Source organism: Streptomyces sp. HUAS ZL42, from assembly GCF_040782645.1.
Taxonomy (GTDB): domain Bacteria; phylum Actinomycetota; class Actinomycetes; order Streptomycetales; family Streptomycetaceae; genus Streptomyces.
Map to the genome: position 1 here is coordinate 7,331,728 of NZ_CP160403.1, position 22,353 is coordinate 7,354,080.

Genomic DNA, 22,353 nt, shown 5'->3' on the forward strand with positions numbered 1-22,353 from the left:
TGCAAGGCGGAGGAGGGGTGTCGACGCGACGGGGGTCCCCCCGGCTCGAGCGAAGTCGAGAGGGGGGAGTCGGCGGCCGACGACAACGCGGCAGACGTGCGTGCCAGTCCCCGCGGCCCCGGGATGATCCGAAAGGCGCGCCCCGGGGGCAAGCGTCGGCTCCGGCGCGAGAAGGGACATAACGCACGTACCGATCCGCCCCTGTGCGTGGTGGGTGCCATCAGGCAGCATGTCGTTCATGTCCGTACTGACGCGCGACGAAGCGCAGACACGTGCCCAGCTCCTCGACGTCCACCGGTACACGATCGAGCTCGACCTGACCACCGGCGACGAGACCTTCGACTCCCGCACCGTCATCCGGTTCACCACCCGCGCGGACAGTGACAACACGGACACGTTCGTCGAGATCAAGCCGGCCGAGCTGCACTCCGTCACCCTCGACGGACAGCCCCTCGACCCGGACTCCCTCGACGCGAACAGGCTCCCCCTGAAGAACCTCAGCGCCGGCGAGCACGAACTGCGCATCCACGCCGCGATGCACTACTCCCGGACCGGCGAGGGCATGCACCGCTTCACCGACCCCACCGACGGCGAGACCTACGTCTACACCCAGCTGGCCATGGACGACTGCAAGCGCGTCTTCCCGGCCTTCGACCAGCCCGACCTCAAGGCCGTCTTCGACCTCTCGGTGAAGGCACCCGAAGGCTGGACCGTCCTCGCCAACGGCATCACCGAACACCTCGGCGACGGCCGCTGGCAGGCCGCACCCACCCCCCTGATCTCCACCTACCTCGTCGCCGTCGCCGCCGGCCCCTGGCACTCCGTGCACACCGAACACCGCGGCCTGCCCTTCGGCATCCACTGCCGCCGCTCCCTCGCACCCCACCTCGACGCCGACGCCGACGAACTCTTCGACGTCACCCGCGCCTGCTTCGACCGCTACCACGAGAAGTTCGAGGAGCCCTACCCCTTCGACTCCTACGACCAGGCATTCGTCCCCGAGTTCAACTTCGGCGCGATGGAGAACCCCGGCCTCGTCACCTTCCGCGACGAGTTCGTCTACCGCTCCGCCGTCACCGACACCGAACGCCAGACCCGCGCCATGGTCGTCGCCCACGAGATGGCCCACATGTGGTTCGGCGACCTCGTCACCCTCAAGTGGTGGGACGACATCTGGCTGAACGAGTCCTTCGCCGAGTACATGGGCTACCAGACCCTCGTCGAAGCCACCCGCTTCACGGACACCTGGACCGACTTCGGCGTCGTCCGCAAGGCCTGGGGCTACGACGCCGACCAGCGCCCCTCCACCCACCCCGTCGCCCCCGAAGCAGTCGACGACACCGCCGCCGCCCTACTCAACTTCGACGGCATCTCCTACGCCAAGGGCGCCTCCGCGCTGCGCCAGCTGGTCGCCTGGCTCGGCGACAAGGACTTCCTCGCCGGCATCAACACCCACTTCGCCCGCCACCGCTTCGCTAACGCCACCCTCGCCGACTTCATCGACTCCCTCGCGGAGGCCACCGAACGCGACGTGCACGCCTGGGCCGACGCCTGGCTGCGCACCACCGGCGTCGACACCCTCACCCCCCGCGTCGACTCCGGCGACAACGGCACGTACACCCTCACCGTCGACCGCACCGGCAGCCGCCCGCACCGCATCGCCGTCGGCCTGTACGACCTGGACCTCGCCGACGAGGGGCACCTCACCCTGCGCGAACGCCTCGGCATCGACGTCCCGCAGACCGCCCCGCAGCCCATCGGCAAGCGCCCCGCGCTGCTGCTGCTCAACGACGGCGACCTGACCTACGCCAAGGTCCGCTTCGACGAGGCCTCCTTCCACGCCGTGCGCGAAGGCCTCGCCGGCCTGCCCGAACCCCTCACCCGCGCGGTCGTGTGGAACGCCCTCAGGGACGCCGTCCGCGACGGCGAACTCCCGGCCTCCGCCTACCTCGACGCCGCCCGCGCCCACCTCCCCCACGAGACCGACCTCGCCGTCGTCCAAGGCGTCCTCGCCTTCGCCGCCGCCCAGGTCGCCGACCGCTACCTCACCCCCGAGGAACGCCCGGCAGCCCTGTCCACCCTCTCCGCCCTCTGCCGCGACCTCATCCGCCGCACCGAGGACGGCGACAACCCCGGCCTGCGCCTGATCGCCGTACGCCACTTCATCGACGTCGCCGCCCACCCCGACACCATCGCCGCCTGGCTCGCCGACGGCACCGTGCCCGGCGGCCCCGAACTCGACCCCGACCTGCGCTGGCGCGTCCTGGGCCGCCTCGCCGTCCTCGGCGCCACCGACGAGGCCGCCATCGCCGCGGAACTGGAGCGCGACCCGAGCGCCACCGGCCGGGAGGGCGCCGCCCGCTGCCGGGCCGCCCTGCCCGACGCGGACGCCAAGCGGGCGGCCTGGGAGGCGATGTTCTCGGGCGACGACCTCTCCAACTACCTGTTCACCGCCACCGCCCAGGGCTTCTGGCAGCCCGAACAGACCGACCTCGTACGGGAGTACGTGCCGCGCTACTACGAGGACGCCGTCGCCCTCGCCGCCCGGCGGGGGCCGGCCATCGCGGAGGCGGCCGGACGCTGGGCGTTTCCCGCCTACGCCGTCGACGCGGAGAACCTCCGGTTGGGCGAGGAGTGCCTGCGCGACGCCGACCCCATCCCGGCACTGCGCCGCAAGCTGGCCGACCAACTCGACGACCTGGGGAGGGCGCTGCGGGTCAGGGAGGCGTAGAGGGGACGTTGCCGCCGCACACGGCGCCGTAGCCAGGGGGCTCCGCCCCCTGGACCCCCGGCCCACGCCCACCCACCACCCGACTCGGTTGGGAAAAGGGTCACCGACCCCCAGCCCGTCCGGCGTTCGAGGACGAGGCCGTTCGCGCCGAGGGGATCCAGGGACAGAGCCCTGGCGGAGTGCAGGGGTGGGGCCTTGGTGGGGTCTCGGGGGTGGAGCCTGGGCGGGGTGCAGGGGGGCCTGGTGGGGTCTCGGGGGCGGAGTCTTGGCGGAGTGCAGGGGCGGAGCCCCGCTGGGGTCCGGGGCGGAGCCCCGGGCGAGGGGCACCTCCTGTCCGACCGAGTCGGGCGGTGGGTGGGCGAAGGCCGCCGGTGCACGGGCGGAGCCCCGCAAGGGGGCCTGGGGGCGCAGCCCCCAGCGGGGTCGAAGGGGCGGAGCCCCTGGGGAAGGGACGGGTAGGGGCGGCGGGGGCGACCCTACGACGCCCGCACCAACGCACGGCGCACCACAACGCCCCCACATACCCCTTTCGGGGGCAGTCCTCGCCCTTCCCGCACGCATCACCCCAACCACAGACAAGCTGGAACCCCCGCGCCCGCAGGAGCCCCCATGCCCACCCCACCCCTCGCCTCAGGCCCCGAAGGCCCGGACGCCCTACGCCCGTTGCTCCACGACGTCCTCGACGCGCTCGACACCGGCGCCCGGGCCCGCCGCGGGCCCATGCCCGCAGGCGGACCGGACACCGTCGCCGCACAAGTGCGCGCCGCCGTCGGGGACGTACTGCCCGAGCAGGGCGACCCGGACGCCCTGCGCACCCTGGTTCACACGCTCGCCGCGGGCGCCGCCGACCCCGCCGACCCACTCTGCGCCGCCCACCTGCACTGCCCGCCCCTCGCCGTCGCCACCGCCGCCGACCTCGCCGTGTCCGCCCTCAACCCCTCCCTCGACTCCTGGGACCAGGCCCCCGCCGCCTCCGAACTGGAAGCACAGGTCACACGGGCCCTCGCACGGCAAGCAGGCCTGGCCGACTCCCTGATCACCACCGGCGGCACCGAGTCCAACCTGCTCGCCCTGCTACTGGCCCGCGAACAGCACGGCCCCCGCCTCCGACTCGTCTGCGGAGCCAACGCCCACCACTCCCTGCCCCGCGCCACCTGGCTGCTGGGCCTGCCCGACCCCGTGATCGTGCCCACCCCCACCGGCACCCTCGACCCCGCCGCCCTCGATACGGCCCTCACCCACCTGCCACGCCCCCTGCTCGTCGCCGCCACCGCCGGCACCACCGACGCCGGCCTCATCGACCCCCTCCCCGACATCGCCACCCTCAGCACCGCCCACGGCGCCCGCCTCCACATCGACGCGGCCTACGGCGGAGGACTCCTCTTCAGCGACCGCCACCGCGGCACACTCACCGGCCTCGACGCCGCCCACACCGTCACCCTCGACCTGCACAAACTCGGCTGGCAACCGGTCGCCGCCGGCCTCCTCGCCGTCAAGGACCCCACCGACCTCACCGCCCTGCAGCACCACGCCGACTACCTCAACGCCGACGACGACACCGAAGCCGGCCTCCCCGACCTCCTCGGCCGCTCCCTGCGCACCACCCGCCGCCCCGACGCCCTCAAGATCGCCGTCACCCTCAAAACCCTCGGCAGAACCGGCCTCGGCGCACTCGTCGACCAGGTCTGCGCCCGCGCCCGCGACTTCGCCGGCCTCGTCGCCGCACACCCCGGTTTGGAACTCCACGCCCCGCCCACCATCAGCACAGTCCTCTTCCGGCCCACCACAGCCACCGACGACACCGTCGCCGCCGTACGGCGACGGCTCCTCACCGACGGCCGCGCCGTCCTCGGCCGCGCCCGCCTCGACGGCCGGCTCTGGCTCAAGGCCACCATCCTCAACCCCCACACCCGGCCCGAAGACCTGGCCGCCCTCCTGAAGCTGGTGGAAGGAAACACCCCCACATGACCTCCCGGACCAGCCCCGACCCCGACACCCCCCGCGACCTCGTCGGCATCGGCATCGGCCCCAGCAACCTCTCCCTCGCCGCCCTCGCCCACCCCCTCCCCGAAATCGACGCCGTCTTCTACGAACAACGCCCCGGCTTCGACTGGCACCCCGGCCTGCTCATCGACGGCACCACCATCCAAGTCCCCTTCCTCGCCGACCTGGTGACCCTCGCCGACCCCGCCAGCACCTGGTCGTTCCTCAACTACCTCAAGACCCGCGACCGGCTCTTCCCGTTCTACTTCGCCGAACGCTTCCACATCCAGCGCGCAGAGTACGACGCCTACTGCCGCTGGGTCGCCGAAAGCCTGCCCGCACTGCACTTCCGCCACCAGGTCGACGCCGTCCGCTGGAACCCCGAACGCGACACCTTCGAAGTCGACTTCACCCGACTCGACCCCCAAGGCGAAGCCGAAGCCCTCGGACGCACCCACACCCGGAACATCGCCCTCGGCATCGGCACCGAACCATACGTCCCCGACCCCCTACGACCACTCGTCGACGCCCCGGGCGCCCCCGTCGTCCACGCCGCCGACTACCTCACCCACCGCGACACGTTCCTCGCCGCCGACCACGTCACCGTCGTCGGCTCAGGACAGTCCGGCGCCGAAGTCTTCCTCGACCTGCTCCGACACCGCCCCCCAGGCCGCGAAAGACTCCACTGGATCGGCCGCACACCGGCCTTCGCACCCATGGAGTACTCCAAGCTCGGCCTCGAACAGTTCACCCCCGACTACACCCGCTACTTCCACGCCCTCACCGAAGAAGTCCGCGACCGACTCGTCGCCTCCCAATGGCAGCTCCACAAAGGCATCGACACCGCCACCATCGCCGCCATCCACGACGAGCTCTACCGCCGCACCCTCCACGGCGGCTGGCCCGACGTCGTCCTCACCCCCGGCGTCCGCGTCCGCACCGCCGGACGCCTCGCCACCACCAAGGTCGAACTCCACCTGGAACACCTCCAGCAGAACACCCGCTCCCGCCTCACCACCGACGCCGTCGTCCTCGCCACCGGCCACCGCGAACGCCCCCTCGACCGCATCCTCGCCGGACTCGACCCCTACCTGCGCCGCGACAACCACGACCGACCCCGAGTCGACGAACACTTCCGCCTCGTCCTCGACCCCTGCGTCACCGGCACCGTCCACGTCCAGAACGCCGGACTCCACACCCACGGCGTCGGCAGCCCCGACCTCGGCCTCGCCGCCTGGCGCAGCGCCACCATCCTCAACACCCTCACCGGCAAGGAGACCTACCCCCTCCCGCACCGCACCGCCTTCACCACCTTCGGCCTGCAACAACGACAGCCCCAGATCCCACCCGCACGCCGGCCGAAAACACTGACGCCACTGCGGGACGGAATCTGAGGCTGCCACCTCACACGGACAGGCCGACTAGAACACCGGCGTGCCGTTCCGCGTCAGCTTCCAGTCCACCGACGCGAAGTCCTTCGGGTCCAGAACACCCTTCGCGGTCACCCACTCCGCGATCCGAGTCCGGATCTCCGTCGACTCCGACCACAGCTCCTTGGCCGACGCCACGTGCGGGAACGCACCGCCACCGTTCGCACGGTAGTTGTTCACCGCGAACACGAACTGCTGCGCGTCGTCCAGCGCGGCACCGTTGTAGGTGAGGTTCTTGATCCGCGAACCCGCGGCCTGCGCGATGTCGATCTCGTACGACAGACCCGACACATAGTCGTAGTTGTAGTCCGGGCGACCGTTCGCGTTCGTCAGCTTCTCCGGGTCGATCACGACATCGGCCGCCGTCTGCACGAAGTACTGCGCCGAGTACTCCAGGTACGCCCGGATCTGCGCACCCGTCAGCAGCTTCGCGACCAGCGTGTTGTCGTACACGTACAGGCTCGACAGATCCCGGATCGTCACGTCGCCCGCAGGGATCTCCGAAGTCCGCGAGAACGGCGACGCCTGCGCGATCACCGGCAGCGACGCGTACTCCGTGCTCGCCAGCGCCGCCTTGACGACGTCCTCCTGCACCTTGGTGATCAGGTCGATGATCGGGGCGTCCTTGTAACGCGCCTCGACCGTCGTCAGCGTCTCCGTCGCGCTGCCGACCACCTGGTTGACGTACTCCACGACCTTCGCGTGCTCGTCGGTCAGCAGCTTCGTGATCTTCGGGTCGTCGGCCACCGTGTTGGAGTTGAGCACCTTCGACGAGACGGACTCGACCGTCCACCGGCCCTTGTCGAAGACCAGCTCGATGTCGAACACCGACAGCCGCTCCGCGTACGCCAGCGGCTCCGACAGCACGACCGTCCTGCCCGTCTTGTCGTTCGTGACCTTCAGCTCCGGGATCTCCACATGCGCGTGCCCCACGAGGATCGCGTCGATGTCCGGCACCTGCTTCGCCACATTGGCGGCCGCGTTCTCCACATACGGCAGCTGGTCACCGTACGACGACGTACCCGACGAGCCGGAGTGCGCCGACACGACCACCACGTCCGCGCCCAGCGCCTTCAGCTTCGGCACCCACTTCGCCGCCTGCTCCTCCAGACCCGGGAACGCCAGCTTGCCCTGGACATACGCCTTGTCCCAGATCGCGATACCCGGGTTCGTCAGACCCAGCACCGCCACCTTCACCGCCGGAGCGCCCGGCACGCGGAACTTCTTGATGAAGTAGGGAGGAAAGGCCGGCTTCAGCGTCTTCGCGTCCACCGCGTTCGCACCCAGCAGCGGGAAGTGGCACTGCTCCTCGAACTTGCGCAGCGTCTCGATGCCGTAGTTGAACTCGTGGTTGCCCAGCGCCGCCGCGTCGTAGCCGATCGCGTTCATCGCCTGCGCCATCGGGTGCACCGGACCACCCTTGGCGGTGATCGGGTCGACCTTCGCGTAGTAGTACGTCAGCGGCGTGCCCTGAATCGTGTCGCCGGCGTCCAGCAGCAGCGTGTTGCAGCGGCCCTTCTCCGCGCGAATCCGGTTCACCAGGGTCGAGATACGCGCCAGACCCTGCGCGTTGCCCGCCTTGTCGGTGTACTCCGCATCCTTGAAGTAGTCCCAGTTGAAGACATGCCCGTGCAGGTCGGTCGTGCCCAGCACGGTGAGGGAGTACCGCGTGGCCGGCTTCTTCGCCGTGGTGGCATCCGTGGTCTCCGCGGCCTGCGCCGCCGGAGCCGCCGCCGCGCCCGCGATCGCCACCCCCGCACCCGTCACTGCGGACTTCTTCAGGAACTTCCGGCGGTTCAACGGCATGTCTGGTTCTCCTCGGGGAACAGGAAACAACGCGCGTAGATTCTGACCCGTGCATGACGGACAGCAACAGGTCCCGGAGGTTTCGATCTGGTGACCGAACCTGTGAACTCCGGTGCCAACAAACGGGAAAGACATGACAGAGTGGGACGTATGACGTCTCCCTCGAGCGAGCCACCCGCCGTCCCCTACGGCACCCCCGACGCCCCCCGCATCGCCGTCCGCGGCGAAGCCCACCTCGAAGTCGACCCCGAAATCGCCCGCATCGGCATCACCGTCGCCGCCCGCGGCCGCGACCGCCGCACCGCCCTCGAGGACCTCACCCGCCGCAACGCAACAGTCCTCGACCTGGTCAAGTCCTACGGCGAGGCCGTCGAACGCCTGGAAACCGGCGCGTTCTCCGTCACCCCGGAACTGACAAAACACGGCCGCGGCGAACGCATCCGCACCTACCACGGCAGCGTCCACATCACCGCCGAACTCACCGACTTCACCGCCCTCGGCGAACTCACCACCCGACTGGCCGACTTGGAGCTCACCCGGGTCGACGGCCCCTGGTGGGCCCTGCGCCCCGACTCACCCGCCCACCGCGAAGCACGACAGCAGGCGGTCCGCGAGGCGGTCCAGCGCGCACGGGAGTACGCCGAGGCCCTCGGGACGACCCTGGCCGCCCTCGTCGAACTCGCCGACATCGGCGCGGAAGCCCCCCAGCCCTACCAGCAGGCACCGGGACGGATGAGGTCCGTGGCCTTCACGGCGGCGGCCGAGGACACGGCGGCACCGCCACTCGACCTGGAACCCCAGAGGCAACACGTAGACGCTGCGGTGAACGCCCGATTCACGATGGCACCGCCACGGCTGTGAGCCGTACGGCCCGAGTTTGCTGCAAAGCTCATCGATCGCTCATCGGAGCACCCCGCCGCACACATTCAAGTGTTGTCAACAGTGCTTCACCCAAAGGTTGTTGAGTCGTCACGCACGACCAATTCCCTACCGATCGGTAAGTCATAGGCTCGAAACATGCGCCGAGCAAAGATCGTCTGCACTCTGGGGCCCGCCACCGACACGTACGACCAGATCAAAGCCCTGGTCGACGCCGGAATGGACGTCGCCCGTTTCAACCTCAGTCACGGCAGCCATGCCGAACACGAGGAGCGCTACCACCGCGTACGCAAGGCCGCCGACGAGACCGGCCGCAGCGTCGGCCTCCTCGCCGACCTTCAAGGCCCGAAGATCCGCCTCGGCCACTTCACCGAAGGCCCCGTACTCCTTGAACGCGGAGACACCTTCACCATCACCGTGGAAGAAGGCGCCGAAGGCGACCGCCACCAGTGCGGCACCACCTACGCCGGCCTCGCCGGCGACGTCACCCCCGGTGAACGCATCCTCGTCGACGACGGCAAGGTCTGCCTCGAAGTCACCGCCGTCGACGGCCCCCGCGTCCACACCAAGGTCGTCGAAGGCGGCATCGTCTCCGACCACAAAGGCCTGAACCTGCCCGGCGTCGCGGTTTCCGTCCCCGCACTCTCGAAGAAGGACGAGGCCGACCTGCGCTGGGCCCTGCGCACGGGCTTCGACGTCATCGCCCTGTCGTTCGTTCGCAGCGGCCGCGACATCATCGATGTACACAAGATCATGGACGAGGAAGGGCGCAGGCTGCCCGTCATCGCCAAGGTCGAAAAGCCCCAGGCGGTCGACGCGATCGACGACATCGTCGCCGCCTTCGACGGCATCATGGTCGCGCGCGGCGACCTCGGCGTGGAGATGCCGCTGGAACAGGTCCCGATCGTCCAGAAGCGAGCGATCAAGCTCGCCAAGCGCAACGCGAAACCGGTGATCGTCGCAACGCAGATGCTCGACTCGATGATCGACAACTCGCGACCGACCCGAGCGGAAGCCAGCGATGTCGCCAACGCGGTCATCGACGGCACGGACGCGGTGATGCTGTCCGGCGAGACGAGCGTGGGCAAGCACGCCATCGAGACGGTGAAGACGATGGCGAAGATCGTGGAGGCGGCGGAGGAGGACATCCTCGACAAGGGCCTGCCTCCACTGACCGAAAGCAACAAGCCCCGCACCCAGGGCGGCTCGGTTGCCCGTGCGGCGGCCGAGATGGGCGACTTCCTCGGCGCGAAGTTCCTCGTCGCCTTCACCCAGTCGGGCGACACGGCCCGCCGCATGTCCCGCTACCGCTCCCCGATCCCGCTCCTCGCCTTCACCCCGGACCCGGCGACGCGGTCCCAGCTGAGCCTGACGTGGGGTGCGGAGACGTTCCTCGGTCCGCACGTGGGCTCGACGGACGCGATGGTCGACCAGGTGGACGAACTGCTGCTGAAGTACGGCCGCTGCGAGAAGGGCGACGTGGTGGTCATCACGGCGGGGTCGCCTCCCGGGGTGTCGGGGTCCACGAACATGGTGCGGGTGCACCACATCGGCGAGGACGACAGCCCGAAGTAGCGGCCGCGGGGCCCCTCTTGAGGAGGGGCCCTTTGTGGTCAGTGCTTGGGGCCTACGTGGGTGTCCATCAGGGCTACGGAGGCTTTGCGGGCGATCGAGATGTTGAACGGGTCGCTGCCGCGGGCAAGGGTGGTCCACTCGACGCCGACCAGGTCGAGGGCGTTCGTGAAGAGCTTCCGGATGTCGTCCGACTTGTTGGAGAAGAAGTAGCGCGGGTACTCATAACGCTTGCGCTCACCGGCAACGAGGCGAGTGGTCCAGTTGGTGATGCGGCAGCCGTCGGAGTGGACGAGGCCGCGGATGAACTCCCAAGGGTGCGCGTCGACGATTTCCTGTTGCCAGGGTTCGAGGGTGATCGAGCGCTCGTGCTTCTTGCCGGGCCCGTGCTGGGGAAACAGGCAATGCAGGTGCTTCGAGTACACCTTCACGTTGCGGCAGCCGACCTTTCGAACGCGGCAGACCGAGTTCTCCGGGAAAACCGCGCGCATGGACTGCTCACAGTCGTCCATGAGGCCGGGCCATGTCTCGGTGCAGGCGATCATGAGGTTGGGCACTCGGTGCGCCGAGTAGTGGCTGATATGACCATCCCCGAGATAGAGGCCGAGTAAGTAGCTGTACGCCTCTGCATCGAGATCTCGGCCGTCACACCGTGGGCACTTCGGATCGCGTTTCCCTGGGCACTCGCCACGTTTCGCACGGTCCAGGTGCTTCCAGTAGGCGACGGTGCCCGGTGGGACGCTGAATCTGCGAGCCACGTCTGCGTTGCTGGCACCGCTGCGCAGCAGCGTGAGCGCCTTCTGTCGAACCTCAGTTCCGTGGAAGATCATGCGACCACTCTGTGTTACTGATCGTGACCGCATGCAGCAAAAAGCGGAGGTTCACGCGAACGTGAGCCTCCGCTTCTTCTGAAGGTGCCCGGTGTGGGATTCGAACCCACATGCCCTAAGGCACGGTGGTTTGAGCACCGCGAGTCTGACCAGTTCCTCCAACCGGGCAAGCTGTGTAGCTGACGGGAAGTGTACCGGGTCTCCGCAGGTCCCCGCCTCTAGGTAGGCTGCATACGCAGCAGCACCTGCCCGGCCCGCAACAAGGAGCCCCCGTGACCGCCCCCGAGTCGCCCCAGCCCGTAGACGCGCCCGACGACGACAAGTCGCACGTGCCTCCGCTGACGACCCGTGTCGTCATCGCCGAGGACGAGGCCCTGATCCGGCTCGACCTCAAAGAGATGCTGGAGGAAGAGGGCTACACCGTCGTAGGCGAGGCCGGTGACGGCGAGCAGGCCGTCGAGCTCGCCCGCGAGCACCAGCCGGACCTGGTGATCCTCGACGTGAAGATGCCGAAGCTCGATGGCATCTCCGCCGCCGAGAAGATCGCCGAAGAGCGCATCGCGCCCGTGCTGATGCTCACCGCGTTCTCGCAGCGCGACCTGGTCGAGCGGGCGCGGGACGCCGGTGCCATGGCGTATCTGGTGAAGCCTTTCAGCAAGAGTGACGTCGTTCCGGCGATCGAGATGGCCGTCTCACGGTTCACGGAACTGAAGGAGCTCGAGAAGGAGATCGCCGACCTCACGCAGAGGCTCGAGACCCGCAAGCTCGTCGACCGGGCGAAGTCGATCCTCCAGACGGAGTACGGGCTGACCGAGCCGGCCGCGTTCCGGTGGATCCAGAAGACGTCGATGGACCGCCGGATGTCGATGCAGCAGGTCGCCGAGGCCGTGATCCAGGACGCCGAGGAGAAGAAGGCGTCCAAGGGCTGAAAAACGCAGCCGTGCATACGACGAGGCCCGCGCCCCGAATCTCGGAGCGCGGGCCTTGTCGTACAGCCGCGAGGACTCAGTCCTCGCCGAGGTACGCCTTGCGTACCGACTCGTCGTGCAGCAGGTCCCGCCCCGTGCCGGAGAGGACGATGCTGCCGACCTCCATCACGTGGCCGTGGTCGGCCAGCGACAGTGCCGCCTGGGCGTTCTGCTCGACGAGCAGGATGGTGGTGCCCGTGGACTTGAGCTCGGCGATGGTGGCCATGATCTTCTGCATCATGATCGGCGAGAGGCCCATGGACGGCTCGTCGAGCATCAGCAGCTTGGGCTGGGACATCAGGGCCCGGCCCATGGCCAGCATCTGCTGCTCACCGCCGGAGAGGGTTCCCGCGGCCTGCTTCCTGCGCTCGCCCAGGATGGGGAAGAGCTCGTAGGCGCGCTGGATGTCCTTCTCGATGCCTGCCTTGTCGCTGCGGAGGAAGGCTCCGAGGCGGAGGTTGTCCTCGATCGTCATGCGGGGGAAGATGTGGCGCCCTTCGGGGGAGTGGGCGAGTCCCAGCGAGACGACCTGGTGGGCGGGGTACTTCTTCAGTGATTTGCCGTTGAACTTGATCTGGCCGCCGACGGGCTTGAGGAGGCCGGACAGGGTGCGCAGGGTGGTGGTCTTGCCGGCGCCGTTGGTGCCGATGAGGGTGACGACCTCGCCGGCCTCGACCTTGAAGGAGATGCCCTTGACGGCCTCGATCTTGCCGTAGGCGACCCGGAGGTCCTCGACTTCGAGCAGTGCGGTCATCGGTCGTTCTCCTTGCCGGGCGCGGCGTTGTTCTCGGCCTGTGCCTCGGCGGCTTCGACCTCGGCGATCTCCTCGTTGCCGGGGGCGTCTTCGAAGGGTTCGCCGAGGTATGCGGCGACGACGCGTTCGTCGCCCTGGACGGTTGCGCTGTCGCCTTCGACGAGCTTCTCGCCCTGGACGAGGACGGCTACGCGGTCGCACAGGTTGAAGATGAAGCGCATGTCGTGCTCGATGACGAGTACGGCGATGCCCTTGTCGCGGATGGCGAAGACGAGTTCTTCGGTGGTCCGCGTCTCCTGCGGGTTCATGCCGGCCGTGGGCTCGTCGAGGAGCAGCAGGCCGGGCTCGCTGGCCAGTGCTCGCGCGATTTCGAGCTTGCGCTGTTCGCCGTAGGGGAGGTTGCGGGCGAGGTGTTCTGCCTTGTTTGCGAGGCCGACGAACTCGAGGAGTTCCATGGCGCGTTCGCGGGAGGCGGCTTCGGCCTTGTGGAAGCCGGGGCCGCGCAGGAGGGCGGACCAGAGGCCTTCCTTGGTCCTGGTGTGGCGGCCGACGAGCACGTTTTCCAGGACCGTCATGTTGGCGAACAGGCGGATGTTCTGGAAGGTGCGGGCGATGCCGGCGGCGGTGACCTTGAAGGACTTGGGCGGCAGGACGTTGCCCTTGTAGCGGACTTCGCCTTCGGTGGGGATGTACAGGCCGGTGAGGCAGTTGAAGAAGGTGGTCTTGCCGGCGCCGTTGGGGCCGATGAGGCCGACGATTTCGCCGCTGTTGACCGTGAGGTTGACGTTGCGTACGGCGGTGAGGCCGCCGAAGCGCATGGTGACGCCGCGTGCGTCGAGCACGGTCTCGCCGGGGGCGGTGGCGCCGGGGGTGGCGTCCTTGGTGGTGGTGTCGGTTGTCATCGTGGTCAGACCCCTGCCTTGCTGAGGACTGCGGGCGCTTCGGCCTCTTCGTGGAATTCGAGCTGGCGGCGCCGGTTCGGGATGAGGCCCTCCGGACGGAAGCGCATCAGCAGGATGAGCGCGAGACCGAAGGCGAAGAGCTGGTAGTCGCCGAGGAACTGGAGCTTGGCCGGGATGAGGTAGAGCAGGGAGGCGCCGACGAGCGGTCCGCTGATGGTGCCCATGCCGCCGAGGACGACTGCGGCGAGCAGGAAGGCGGAGTTGGGCGGGACGACGTGGGCGAACTGGTACTGCTCGGGTGTCACGGTGTAGGTGACGTGGGCCTGGACGGAGCCGGCGAGGCCGGCGAGGCAGGCGCCGAGGGCGAAGGCGATGAGCTTGACGCGGAAGCCGTTGATGCCCATGGCGAGTGCTGCGGTCTCGTCCTCGCGGATGGCGACCCAGGCGCGGCCGATGCGGGAGTCGCTGCTGCGTCGGAAGACGATGACGACGATCAGCGTGATGAGGAGCATCAGCAGGAGGTAGTTGGCGAATCGGGCGATGGTGAACCCGGCGATGTCGTGTTCTTGGCCGAAGTCGAATCCGAGGATGTCGAGGTTCGGGATGGAGGAGATGCCGTTGGAGCCGTTGGTGACGTCGGGTCCGGAGGTGCCGTCCATGTTGAGGACGGTGATGCGGAAGATCTCACCGAAGCCGAGGGTCACGATGGCGAGGTAGTCGCCGCGCAGTCGCAGGGTGGGGGCGCCGATGAGGACGCCGAAGACCATGGCGACGGCTGCGCCGAGGAGGGCGGAGGCCCAGAACGGCCACTGGACGTGGAGGGGGGAGGAGGGGGAGCCGGAGACCAGGGCCGCGGTGTAGGCGCCGACGCCGAGGAAGGCGACGTATCCGAGGTCGAGGAGGCCGGCGAGGCCGACGACGATGTTGAGGCCGAGGGCGACGGTGGCGAAGATCAGGATGTAGACGCCGATCGTCGCGTACTGGTCGTCGGACTGGGTGAAGGGGAATGCGGCGGCTGCGGCGAAGGCGCCGATCATCGTGACCGTGCGGTGCTTGGCGGTGATGGCGGAGACCCGGGCCACGAGCCCGGCCTTCGCGACGGCGGCGAAGCCGAAGCCGGCGGTGATGAGGAAGCCGATGAAGAGTTCGTCGTACTCGGTGCCGATGCCGTAGGTGAAGACGGTCAGGCCGACGGCGAGTGCGGCGACGATGACGAGGATCTCGGCGTACGCGGGCAGCGCGCGGGCGGGGGCCGGGGTGCCGGAGGCGAAGGCGGCCTTGAGGACGGCGCGCTTGTGGCGCTGGTTGTGGCGGAAGTGTTCCCAGCCGGTGTCGTCGGGGTCGATCGGTTCGGGCGTGGGGTGTTCGAACGGCAGGGCTGCGGCGCCGACGATGGCGACGAGGGTGGCGATGCCGAGGATCCAGCCGCCGGGTTCGAGGTTGACGAGGCCGCCGAGCTTGGCGCTGATCGCGATGATCGTGTACCAGGCGGTGGCGAAGGTGCCGAGTGCGGCGAGCTTGAGGGCGCCGTCGGCGCCTGCGGGGGTGAGCCAGCGCAGGCCCTTGACTCCGTAGGAGGAGAGGCCGAGGAGCGTGGTGAGGATGCCGCCGATGAGGACGAGGACCTGCAGGCCGCCCGGGTAGCCGTAGACGGTGAGGTCGCCGGGGAACGAGGAGGTCCAGGTCCAGGCCGTGAAGGTGGAGATGGTGGCGAGGGCGCCGCCGCCGGTGGCGAGGGCGCGGCCGATGGTGGGGGAGATGCCGCCGATGAGGCCGGCCGAGGCCGCGGCCGGGGTGGGGGCTTCGGGAGCGGTGGTCTGTGTGGTCATCGGTGTCACGCCCTGTCCGCGACGCGCTCGCCGAGCAGGCCCTGTGGCCTGAAGAGGAGCACGAGGATGAGGAGTACGAAGGCCCATACGTCGGCCCAGGACTGGCTGCCGAACTGGTCCATGCCGGGGATGTCGGCGATGTAGGCGGTGGCGAGGGTTTCGGCGATGCCGAGGACGACGCCGCCGAGCATGGCTCCGTAGATGTTGCCGATGCCACCGAGGACGGCCGCGGTGAAGGCCTTGAGGCCGAGGATGAAGCCCATGCGGAAGTTGACTTCGCCGTACTTGAGGCCGTACGCGACGCCTCCGACGGCGGCGAAGGTGGCACCGAGGGCGAAGGCGACCACGATGATGCGGTCGGTGTTGATGCCCATGAGCTTGGCGGTGTCGGGGTCCTGGGCGGTGGCCTGCATGCCGCGGCCGGTGCGGGTCTGCATCACGAACCAGGCGAGGACGGCCATGCTGATGGGGGCGGCGATCAGCAGGAAGATGTCACCGGTCTGGATGGTGACGTCGCCGATGTGGAACGGGCCGCCGTCGATCTGCGGGAAGGTGATGGACGAGCGGGCGTCCGGGTACCACGCCCACACGGCCTGCTGCAGGGCGAGGGAGAGGCCGATGGCGGTGATGAGGGGGGCGAGGCGTGGTGCGGTGCGCAGGGGCCGGTAGGCGAATCGTTCCGCTCCGACGGCGACGGTGGTGGCGACGATGACTGCGCCGACGAGCATCAGCGGCAGGGCGATCCACATGGATGTGCCGTCGGGCAGGATGTACAGGTAGACCGTGAGAGCGCCGAACGCTCCGGTCATGAAGATCTCGCCGTGGGCGAAGTTGATGAGCTGGACGATGCCATAGACCATTGTGTAGCCGATGGCGACCAGCCCGTACATGGATCCTAGTAGCAGGCCGTTGACCAGCTGCTGCGGCAGTTCGTTCACCGCATGTCCTCCGAGACGGTTTCGGATGTTTCGACGGGTGGGGCCGGATGTGAGTCCGCGCGGGGCGCCAGTGGAACAGCGCCCCGCGCGGCTCAGGAGTGGTGCGGGTGTGTGGGTCAGCCGGAGTAGGTACCGGACTTGACCGCCTTCCAGGCACCGTTCTCGACGGCGTACACGGTGAGCTGCTTGTTGGTGGCGTCACCGTACTCGTCGAAGGAGACCTTGCCGGTCACACCGTCGAAGGAGACGTTCTGCATGGCCTCGGTGACCTTGGCGCGGGCGTCGTCCGGGAGCTTGCCGCCGTTGTCGTCGACGACCTTCTTCACGGCCTCGATGATGGCCCACGCGGAGTCGTAGGAGTAGCCGCCGTACGCCGCGTACTCCTCCTTGTAGCCGCCCGCCTTGTAGTTGGCGACGAACTCCTTGGCGGAGGCGAGCTCCTCGACCGGGGCGCCGACGGAGGTGGCGAGGTCGCCGGTGGCGTTGGCGCCGGCCAGCTCGATGAACTTCGGGTCGAAGATGCCGTCGCCGCCGACCAGCGGGACCTTGGCGCCGGCCGCCTTGATCTGCTTGCTGAGCGGGCCGGCCTGCGGGTACTCACCGCCGTAGTAGACGACGTCCGCACCGGAGGTCTTCACCTTGGTGGCGACCGCGGAGAAGTCCTTGGCGTCGGGGTTGATGTGCTCGGTGCCGACGACCTTGCCGCCGAGCTTCGTGAACTCCTTGGTGAAGGTGGCGGCGAGACCGGCGCCGTAGGTCTTCTTGTCGTCGATGACGAAGACCTTGGTCTTCTTGGAGTCGTTGTACACGTACTGCGCGGCGAACGGGCCCTGGATGGCGTCCGTGGTCGCGGTGCGGAAGTACGACTTGTACGTGCGGGCCTTGCTGGTCGCCCAGTTGGTGCCCTGGGTGAGCGCCGGGTTGGTGTTGGCCGGGGAGACCTCGACCAGCTTGGCGTCGTCGAAGACCTTCTGCATGGACTCGGCGACGGAGGAGTTCAGCGGGCCGACCACGCCGAGGACGCTCTTGTCGCTGACGAGCTTGGTGGCGTTCTGCTGGCCCGAGGAGGGCTGCGCCTGGTCGTCGAGGGCTTCGATCTTGAAGGTGACGCCCTTGACGTAGTTCTGCTTGTTGGCGGTCTTGGCCGCCAGGTCGACCGAGTTCTTGATGCCGAGACCGAGCGCGGACAGGTCGCCGGTCAGCGGGGCGTCGACTCCGATGGTGACGGTGGTGCCGCCGTTGTCCGAGTCGGAGCCCTTGTCGCCGCTGTCGCGCGAGCCGCAGGCGGTGAGGGTGAGTGCTCCCGCCGCCAGCGCGGCGGTGATGGCGATGAGCGAACGTTGACGCACGATCAGTCCTTTCCCTGGCGCAGCCGCATCCCCGTGGAAGCGGCCGAGTCGAGCGCAGGTCGATGGGCAATCGACGGCGCGGTGACTGGCGGTGACTCTAAGCGTGTGCGGGGAACGTGGAGGAGGGTCTGACCCATGCTGTGACGCTCTTGTTATGACACGACGTAATGCAGAGCGGTACTGCGTGGGGGGAACAGCGAATTTCAGGCCGATTCGCCCTGTCCACATAGTGAGAACCTGCAGGATCCGCCCCGACCCATTCAGGCGTCTCAGGCATTTTGGTAATTACCTGGATTCGTTGCTGCAGGCGACCTGTAGGGCCCGGGAGAGGTCCTGTGCGTAACGCGGCCCCGGGATGAAACTGTGCTCTTGTATTGCGCGCGTATTACGCAGAGTTACGTCCAGGAAAGGCAGTCCGGCGTTCTCCGGCGCCTTTCCGCAGTCCGTCACCCGCATCGTGATGACGACCCTGCGGACGGAACCGGCCCGTGTCCGGAACGGCGGCACCGGGTCCGAGACCAGGGAAAGACCGGCGTACGGCTGGGTGATGCGCGTCACAGTGACCGGCGGACCGGAGTCCACGCCGAGCAGTACCTCGAAGCTGAAGCTCCCGGGCGCGGCGCCCCGGGGCGCGGTCCGTGCGTCGACGTAGGTGAGGTCGACGACCTGGGAGGGAAACGGGGGGGTGGGGGGCGGGGGTTGGTGGGGCCGGGTCGCGTAGAGGGAGCCGCCGCCCGCGAGGAGTGCGAGGGCGGCCAGCGCCGTGAGGGTGGCCCGGCGGTGCCTGCCGTAGAAGCGGGCCGCGGCACGGCGGGGGCTCTCGTGCGGTCGGGCGGGGAGGTGTGGGGCGTCCGCATCCTGGGCATCCCACGCGCGCGTGCCCTCACCCGGCTCGACGGGACCGACGCCGCTCATTGCCAGGGGCCCTCGCCGGGACCGCCGCTGCGGTACCAGTCGGCGCAGCCTTCGCGCGCCTTGCGGTCGATCAACGCGTCGGCGGCCGCGGCCCCTTGACGTTTCTTCTCGGCCCGCGCGGCGTCCACGACGGACCGCAGGATCTCGTACTGGCCGTTGGACAGCCCCATCGACTGGTAGTCGCCGTACGTGTTGTCGTCGAGCACCTCGCGCGACCAGTACGCGACGATCCGCGTGCACAGAGCCTCGGGAGAGGTGGTCTGCGGCGAGGGGGAGCTGGTGCGTGGGGTGCGCGAGGCGGCGGCGCCCGGGGTGCCGGAATCGCCGCAGCCGGTCGCCAGCACGCCCGTGAGCAGTGCCAGTCCCAGCCGGAACCCGAGCACCACGGCCCCCGGCCCGGGGGATCCACCCGTTGTCATGATCTGACGCTAGGCCGCCGGGTCGCCCCGGAGCAACGGTGCCGCCTACGGTGTCTCGGTCCTTTCGTCTTTCGCCGGCTCAGCCCGCACCGCGCATGCGGCTCTCGTCGCTGGGATTCACGTCCCGCAGCAGGCAGGTCAGGCGGGCGCTGCACACGCGCTTGCCGGCCTCGTCGCTGATCACGATCTCGTACGTCGCCGTGGTGCGCCCGCGGTGCACGGGCGTGGCCACGCCGGTGACCAGGCCGGAGCGGACACCGCGGTGGTGGGTGCAGTTGAGGTCGACTCCGACGGCGATCTTGGAGCTGCCGGCGTGCAGCATGGAGCCGACCGAGCCGAGGGTCTCGGCGAGGACGGCGGACGCGCCACCGTGCAGCAGCCCGTACGGCTGGGTGTTCCCCTCCACCGGCATCGTCCCGACGACCCGCTCCGCGGACGCCTCGACGATCTGCACGCCCATGCGCGTGCCGAGGTGCCCTGCGGAGAACAGTGCCGGCAGGTCGACGCCGAGCGCCGCGTACTCGTCGATGACCTCTTGTGGGAACTTCACGTGCTGCTGTTCACCCATGGGGCCCGGCTCCGTTCGTGGTGCTCAGTCGGTACTCGTCGACTGAGCAAACGCTCAGTCGGGTGCCGATTGTTCCAGACGCACGACGACCGACTTGCTGGCCGGGGTGTTGCTGGTGTCCGCGGTGGCGTCCAGCGGGACCAGGACGTTGGTCTCCGGGTAGTACGCGGCCGCACACCCGCGCGCGGTCGGGTAGTGCACGACCCGGAAGCCCGGCGCGCGCCGCTCCACGCCGTCCTTCCACTCGCTCACCAGGTCGACGTACGACCCGTCGGTGACCCCCAGTGCCCGGGCGTCCTCCGGGTTGACCAGGACCACCCTGCGCCCATTCCTGATCCCGCGGTAGCGGTCGTCCAGGCCGTAGATCGTGGTGTTGTACTGGTCGTGCGAGCGCAGCGTCTGCAGCAGCAGCCGCCCCTCGGGCATTTCCGGCCACTCCACGGGCGCGGCGGTGAAGTTGGCCTTGCCGGTGGCCGTCGGGAAGCGGCGCTCGTCGCGCGGAGCGTGCGGCAGGGCGAAGCCGCCGGGCCGGGCCACGCGCGCGTTGAAGTCGTCGAAACCGGGGATCACACGCGCGATGCGGTCACGGATCGTCGCGTAGTCCTTCTCGAACTCCTCCCAGGGCACCTTGCTGTCCTCGCCGAGCACACGGCGGGCGAGCCGGCACACGATCGCGGGCTCGGACAGCAGCTGCCCGCTCGCCGGCTCCAGGCGCCCGCGCGAGGCGTGCACCATGCCCATGGAGTCCTCGACCGTCACGAACTGCTCGCCGCTGCCCTGCAGGTCACGCTCCGTGCGGCCGAGGGTCGGCAGGATCAGCGCGCGCGTGCCCGTGATCGCGTGCGAACGGTTGAGCTTCGTCGACACGTGCACGGTCAGGCGGGCGCGGCGCATGGCCGCCTCGGTCACCTCCGTGTCGGGGGAGGCCGAGACGAAGTTGCCGCCCATGGCGAAGAAGACCTTCGCCTCGCCGTCGCGCAGCGCGCGGATGGCCTGGACGACGTCGTAGCCGTGCTCCCGCGGCGGGGCGAACCCGAACTCCTTCTCCAGGGCGTCCAGGAAGGCGGGCGCCGGGCGCTCGAAGATGCCCATCGTGCGGTCGCCCTGCACGTTGGAGTGACCGCGCACCGGGCACACGCCCGCGCCCGGGCGGCCGATGTTGCCGCGCAGGAGCAGAAAGTTGACCACCTCACGGATGGTCGGCACCGCGTGCTTGTGCTGGGTGAGGCCCATGGCCCAGCAGACGATGGTCCGCTCGGAGGCGAGGACCATGCGGAGGGCCTCCTCGATCTCCTTGCGGGTCAGGCCGGTCGCCCTGAGCGTCTCGTCCCAGTCGGCGGCGCGTGCGGCCTCGGTGAAGTCCTCGTAGCCGTGGGTGTGTTCGCGGATGAACGCCTCGTCGACCGCGCCGTCCGTCTCCAGGATCAGCTTGTTGAGGAGGCGGAAGAGGGCCTGGTCGCCGCCGATGCGGATCTGCAGGAACAGGTCGTTGAGCGCGGTGCCCTTGAGCATGCCCTGCGGGGTCTGCGGGTTCTTGAAGCGCTCCATGCCCGCCTCGGGCAGCGGGTTGACGCTGATGATCCGCGCGCCGTTCGCCTTGGCCTTCTCCAGGGCGGAGAGCATGCGGGGGTGGTTGGTGCCGGGGTTCTGCCCGGCGACGATGATCAGGTCGGCCTTGTAGAGGTCCTCGAGCAGGACGCTGCCCTTGCCGATGCCGATGGTCTCCGACAGGGCCGAGCCGGAGGACTCGTGGCACATGTTCGAGCAGTCCGGCAGGTTGTTCGTGCCGAGCTCGCGCGCGAACAGCTGATAGAGGAAGGCGGCCTCGTTGCTGGTGCGCCCGGAGGTGTAGAAGAGCGCCTCGTCGGGGGAGGAGAGCGCGGTGATCTCCTCGGCGACGATGTCGAAGGCGCGCTCCCACGTCACCGGCTCGTAGTGCTCGCCCCCGTCGGGGAGGTACATGGGGTGCGTGAGCCGCCCCTGCTGTCCCAGCCAGTAGCCGCTGCGGGTCGCGAGGTCGGCGACGGAGTGCGCCGCGAAGAACTCCGGGGTGACCCGCCGCAGGGTGGCCTCCTCGGCGACCGCCTTCGCGCCGTTCTCGCAGAACTCCGCCTTGTGCCGGTGATCCGGCTCCGGCCAGGCGCAGCCCGGGCAGTCGAAGCCGTCCTTCTGGTTGACGCGCAGCAGCGTCAGCGCGGTGCGCTTCACGCCCATCTGCTGGCGGGCGATGCGCAGGGTGTGCCCGACGGCCGGCAGCCCGGCCGCCGCGTTCTTCGGGTCGGCGACCTGCGGCGCGTCCTGGACCGGATCTGCCTTGGGCGGCTTGGTGGCCATCGCGCACTCTCCTTCACACACCGCACTGTGTCCTGCCGGGGGAGCCCCGGATCTCCGCTGTCCCGATCCTCGCACGGGCCGGTGACAGCGCTCCCGGCCGGGCGGAAGAGGGAGGGCAGCACCGACTGTCAGTGGCTCGTGGCAGG

The 22,353-nt window shown here is 69.1% G+C and carries 17 protein-coding genes and 1 tRNA gene; 6 read left to right on the forward strand and 12 right to left on the reverse strand.

Annotated elements, in window-relative coordinates; all coding sequences use genetic code 11:
- Positions 1-238: 238 nt before the first annotated feature.
- The 3 genes from pepN (at position 239) to ABZO29_RS33365 (ending at position 6,108) form a co-directional block, all read left to right on the forward strand.
- On the forward strand, positions 239-2,731 hold the full coding sequence (gene pepN, locus ABZO29_RS33355; protein WP_367323900.1) for an aminopeptidase N: 2,493 nt from the start codon (positions 239-241) through the stop codon (positions 2,729-2,731).
- Between the two features lie 609 nt (positions 2,732-3,340).
- Positions 3,341-4,699 carry an aspartate aminotransferase family protein gene (locus ABZO29_RS33360; protein ID WP_367323901.1) on the forward strand — a complete coding sequence of 453 codons (1,359 nt, stop codon included), beginning with the start codon at positions 3,341-3,343 and terminating at the stop codon, positions 4,697-4,699.
- Complete coding sequence (locus ABZO29_RS33365; protein WP_367323902.1) at positions 4,696-6,108, forward strand: lysine N(6)-hydroxylase/L-ornithine N(5)-oxygenase family protein; 1,413 nt, start codon at positions 4,696-4,698, stop codon at positions 6,106-6,108. The genes ABZO29_RS33360 and ABZO29_RS33365 overlap by 4 nt, the downstream gene beginning before the upstream one ends.
- Before the next feature lie 27 nt (positions 6,109-6,135).
- On the opposite strand, the gene ABZO29_RS33370 is transcribed toward ABZO29_RS33365, so the two are convergent.
- Complete coding sequence (locus ABZO29_RS33370; protein ID WP_367323903.1) at positions 6,136-7,950, reverse strand: bifunctional UDP-sugar hydrolase/5'-nucleotidase; 1,815 nt, start codon at positions 7,948-7,950, stop codon at positions 6,136-6,138.
- 150 nt (positions 7,951-8,100) lie between these two features.
- Between ABZO29_RS33370 and ABZO29_RS33375 the strand changes: the two genes are divergently transcribed.
- Together ABZO29_RS33375 and pyk are read left to right on the forward strand one after the other, a co-directional pair.
- Positions 8,101-8,811, forward strand: coding sequence for an SIMPL domain-containing protein (locus tag ABZO29_RS33375; protein ID WP_367323904.1), 711 nt, complete (start codon positions 8,101-8,103; stop codon positions 8,809-8,811).
- 156 nt (positions 8,812-8,967) lie between these two features.
- Positions 8,968-10,404, forward strand: coding sequence for a pyruvate kinase (pyk, locus tag ABZO29_RS33380; protein WP_367323905.1), 1,437 nt, complete (start codon positions 8,968-8,970; stop codon positions 10,402-10,404).
- A 38-nt stretch (positions 10,405-10,442) separates the two neighbouring features.
- Here the strand turns inward: pyk and ABZO29_RS33385 are convergent, their stop codons facing one another.
- Together ABZO29_RS33385 and ABZO29_RS33390 are read right to left on the reverse strand one after the other, a co-directional pair.
- Positions 10,443-11,231, reverse strand: coding sequence for a helix-turn-helix domain-containing protein (locus ABZO29_RS33385; protein WP_367323906.1), 789 nt, complete (start codon positions 11,229-11,231; stop codon positions 10,443-10,445).
- A gap of 85 nt (positions 11,232-11,316) precedes the next feature.
- Positions 11,317-11,399: transfer RNA gene (locus ABZO29_RS33390), tRNA-Leu, on the reverse strand.
- A 104-nt stretch (positions 11,400-11,503) separates the two neighbouring features.
- On the opposite strand from ABZO29_RS33390, the gene ABZO29_RS33395 reads away from it, so the two are divergent.
- Complete coding sequence (locus ABZO29_RS33395; protein ID WP_367323907.1) at positions 11,504-12,160, forward strand: ANTAR domain-containing response regulator; 657 nt, start codon at positions 11,504-11,506, stop codon at positions 12,158-12,160.
- A 76-nt stretch (positions 12,161-12,236) separates the two neighbouring features.
- Here the strand turns inward: ABZO29_RS33395 and ABZO29_RS33400 are convergent, their stop codons facing one another.
- The 9 genes from ABZO29_RS33400 to ABZO29_RS33440 form a co-directional block, all read right to left on the reverse strand.
- Positions 12,237-12,953 carry an ABC transporter ATP-binding protein gene (locus ABZO29_RS33400; RefSeq protein ID WP_367323908.1) on the reverse strand — a complete coding sequence of 239 codons (717 nt, stop codon included), beginning with the start codon at positions 12,951-12,953 and terminating at the stop codon, positions 12,237-12,239.
- Positions 12,950-13,855: an ABC transporter ATP-binding protein gene (locus tag ABZO29_RS33405; protein ID WP_367323909.1), complete on the reverse strand. Its 906-nt coding sequence runs from the start codon at positions 13,853-13,855 to the stop codon at positions 12,950-12,952. Before ABZO29_RS33405 ends, ABZO29_RS33400 begins: the two co-directional genes overlap by 4 nt.
- Positions 13,856-13,860: 5 nt before the next feature.
- Complete coding sequence (locus ABZO29_RS33410; RefSeq protein WP_367323910.1) at positions 13,861-15,684, reverse strand: branched-chain amino acid ABC transporter permease; 1,824 nt, start codon at positions 15,682-15,684, stop codon at positions 13,861-13,863.
- 5 nt (positions 15,685-15,689) lie between these two features.
- The gene (locus ABZO29_RS33415) at positions 15,690-16,622 is read right to left on the reverse strand and encodes a branched-chain amino acid ABC transporter permease (protein WP_367323911.1); all 933 of its coding nucleotides are present in this window, start codon (positions 16,620-16,622) and stop codon (positions 15,690-15,692) included.
- A gap of 116 nt (positions 16,623-16,738) precedes the next feature.
- Positions 16,739-17,971 carry a branched-chain amino acid ABC transporter substrate-binding protein gene (locus tag ABZO29_RS33420; RefSeq protein ID WP_367323912.1) on the reverse strand — a complete coding sequence of 411 codons (1,233 nt, stop codon included), beginning with the start codon at positions 17,969-17,971 and terminating at the stop codon, positions 16,739-16,741.
- Positions 17,972-18,256: 285 nt separating this feature from the next.
- Positions 18,257-18,886 (reverse strand): Tat pathway signal sequence domain protein, encoded by a 630-nt coding sequence (locus ABZO29_RS33425; protein WP_367323913.1) that lies wholly within the window; start codon positions 18,884-18,886, stop codon positions 18,257-18,259.
- The gene (locus tag ABZO29_RS33430; RefSeq protein ID WP_367323914.1) at positions 18,883-19,305 is read right to left on the reverse strand and encodes a hypothetical protein; all 423 of its coding nucleotides are present in this window, start codon (positions 19,303-19,305) and stop codon (positions 18,883-18,885) included. Before ABZO29_RS33430 ends, ABZO29_RS33425 begins: the two co-directional genes overlap by 4 nt.
- A 79-nt stretch (positions 19,306-19,384) precedes the next feature.
- Entirely contained in the window at positions 19,385-19,873 is a 489-nt protein-coding gene (locus ABZO29_RS33435; protein WP_367323915.1) for a PaaI family thioesterase, read from the reverse strand.
- A gap of 54 nt (positions 19,874-19,927) precedes the next feature.
- Positions 19,928-22,207: an FdhF/YdeP family oxidoreductase gene (locus tag ABZO29_RS33440; protein ID WP_367323916.1), complete on the reverse strand. Its 2,280-nt coding sequence runs from the start codon at positions 22,205-22,207 to the stop codon at positions 19,928-19,930.
- Positions 22,208-22,353 lie beyond the last annotated feature (146 nt).

What these genes read in the sequence shown, in the direction of transcription:
- pepN (WP_367323900.1), top strand. Translation starts at nt 239, where the DNA reads ATGTCCGTACTGACGCGCGACGAAGCGCAGACACGTGCCCAGCTCCTC.
- ABZO29_RS33360 (WP_367323901.1), top strand. Translation starts at nt 3,341, where the DNA reads ATGCCCACCCCACCCCTCGCCTCAGGCCCCGAAGGCCCGGACGCCCTA.
- ABZO29_RS33365 (WP_367323902.1), top strand. Translation starts at nt 4,696, where the DNA reads ATGACCTCCCGGACCAGCCCCGACCCCGACACCCCCCGCGACCTCGTC.
- ABZO29_RS33370 (WP_367323903.1), bottom strand. Translation starts at nt 7,950, where the DNA reads ATGCCGTTGAACCGCCGGAAGTTCCTGAAGAAGTCCGCAGTGACGGGT.
- ABZO29_RS33375 (WP_367323904.1), top strand. Translation starts at nt 8,101, where the DNA reads ATGACGTCTCCCTCGAGCGAGCCACCCGCCGTCCCCTACGGCACCCCC.
- pyk (WP_367323905.1), top strand. Translation starts at nt 8,968, where the DNA reads ATGCGCCGAGCAAAGATCGTCTGCACTCTGGGGCCCGCCACCGACACG.
- ABZO29_RS33385 (WP_367323906.1), bottom strand. Translation starts at nt 11,231, where the DNA reads ATGATCTTCCACGGAACTGAGGTTCGACAGAAGGCGCTCACGCTGCTG.
- ABZO29_RS33400 (WP_367323908.1), bottom strand. Translation starts at nt 12,953, where the DNA reads ATGACCGCACTGCTCGAAGTCGAGGACCTCCGGGTCGCCTACGGCAAG.
- ABZO29_RS33405 (WP_367323909.1), bottom strand. Translation starts at nt 13,855, where the DNA reads ATGACAACCGACACCACCACCAAGGACGCCACCCCCGGCGCCACCGCC.
- ABZO29_RS33410 (WP_367323910.1), bottom strand. Translation starts at nt 15,684, where the DNA reads ATGACCACACAGACCACCGCTCCCGAAGCCCCCACCCCGGCCGCGGCC.
- ABZO29_RS33425 (WP_367323913.1), bottom strand. Translation starts at nt 18,886, where the DNA reads ATGAGCGGCGTCGGTCCCGTCGAGCCGGGTGAGGGCACGCGCGCGTGG.
- ABZO29_RS33430 (WP_367323914.1), bottom strand. Translation starts at nt 19,305, where the DNA reads ATGACAACGGGTGGATCCCCCGGGCCGGGGGCCGTGGTGCTCGGGTTC.
- ABZO29_RS33435 (WP_367323915.1), bottom strand. Translation starts at nt 19,873, where the DNA reads ATGGGTGAACAGCAGCACGTGAAGTTCCCACAAGAGGTCATCGACGAG.
- ABZO29_RS33440 (WP_367323916.1), bottom strand. Translation starts at nt 22,207, where the DNA reads ATGGCCACCAAGCCGCCCAAGGCAGATCCGGTCCAGGACGCGCCGCAG.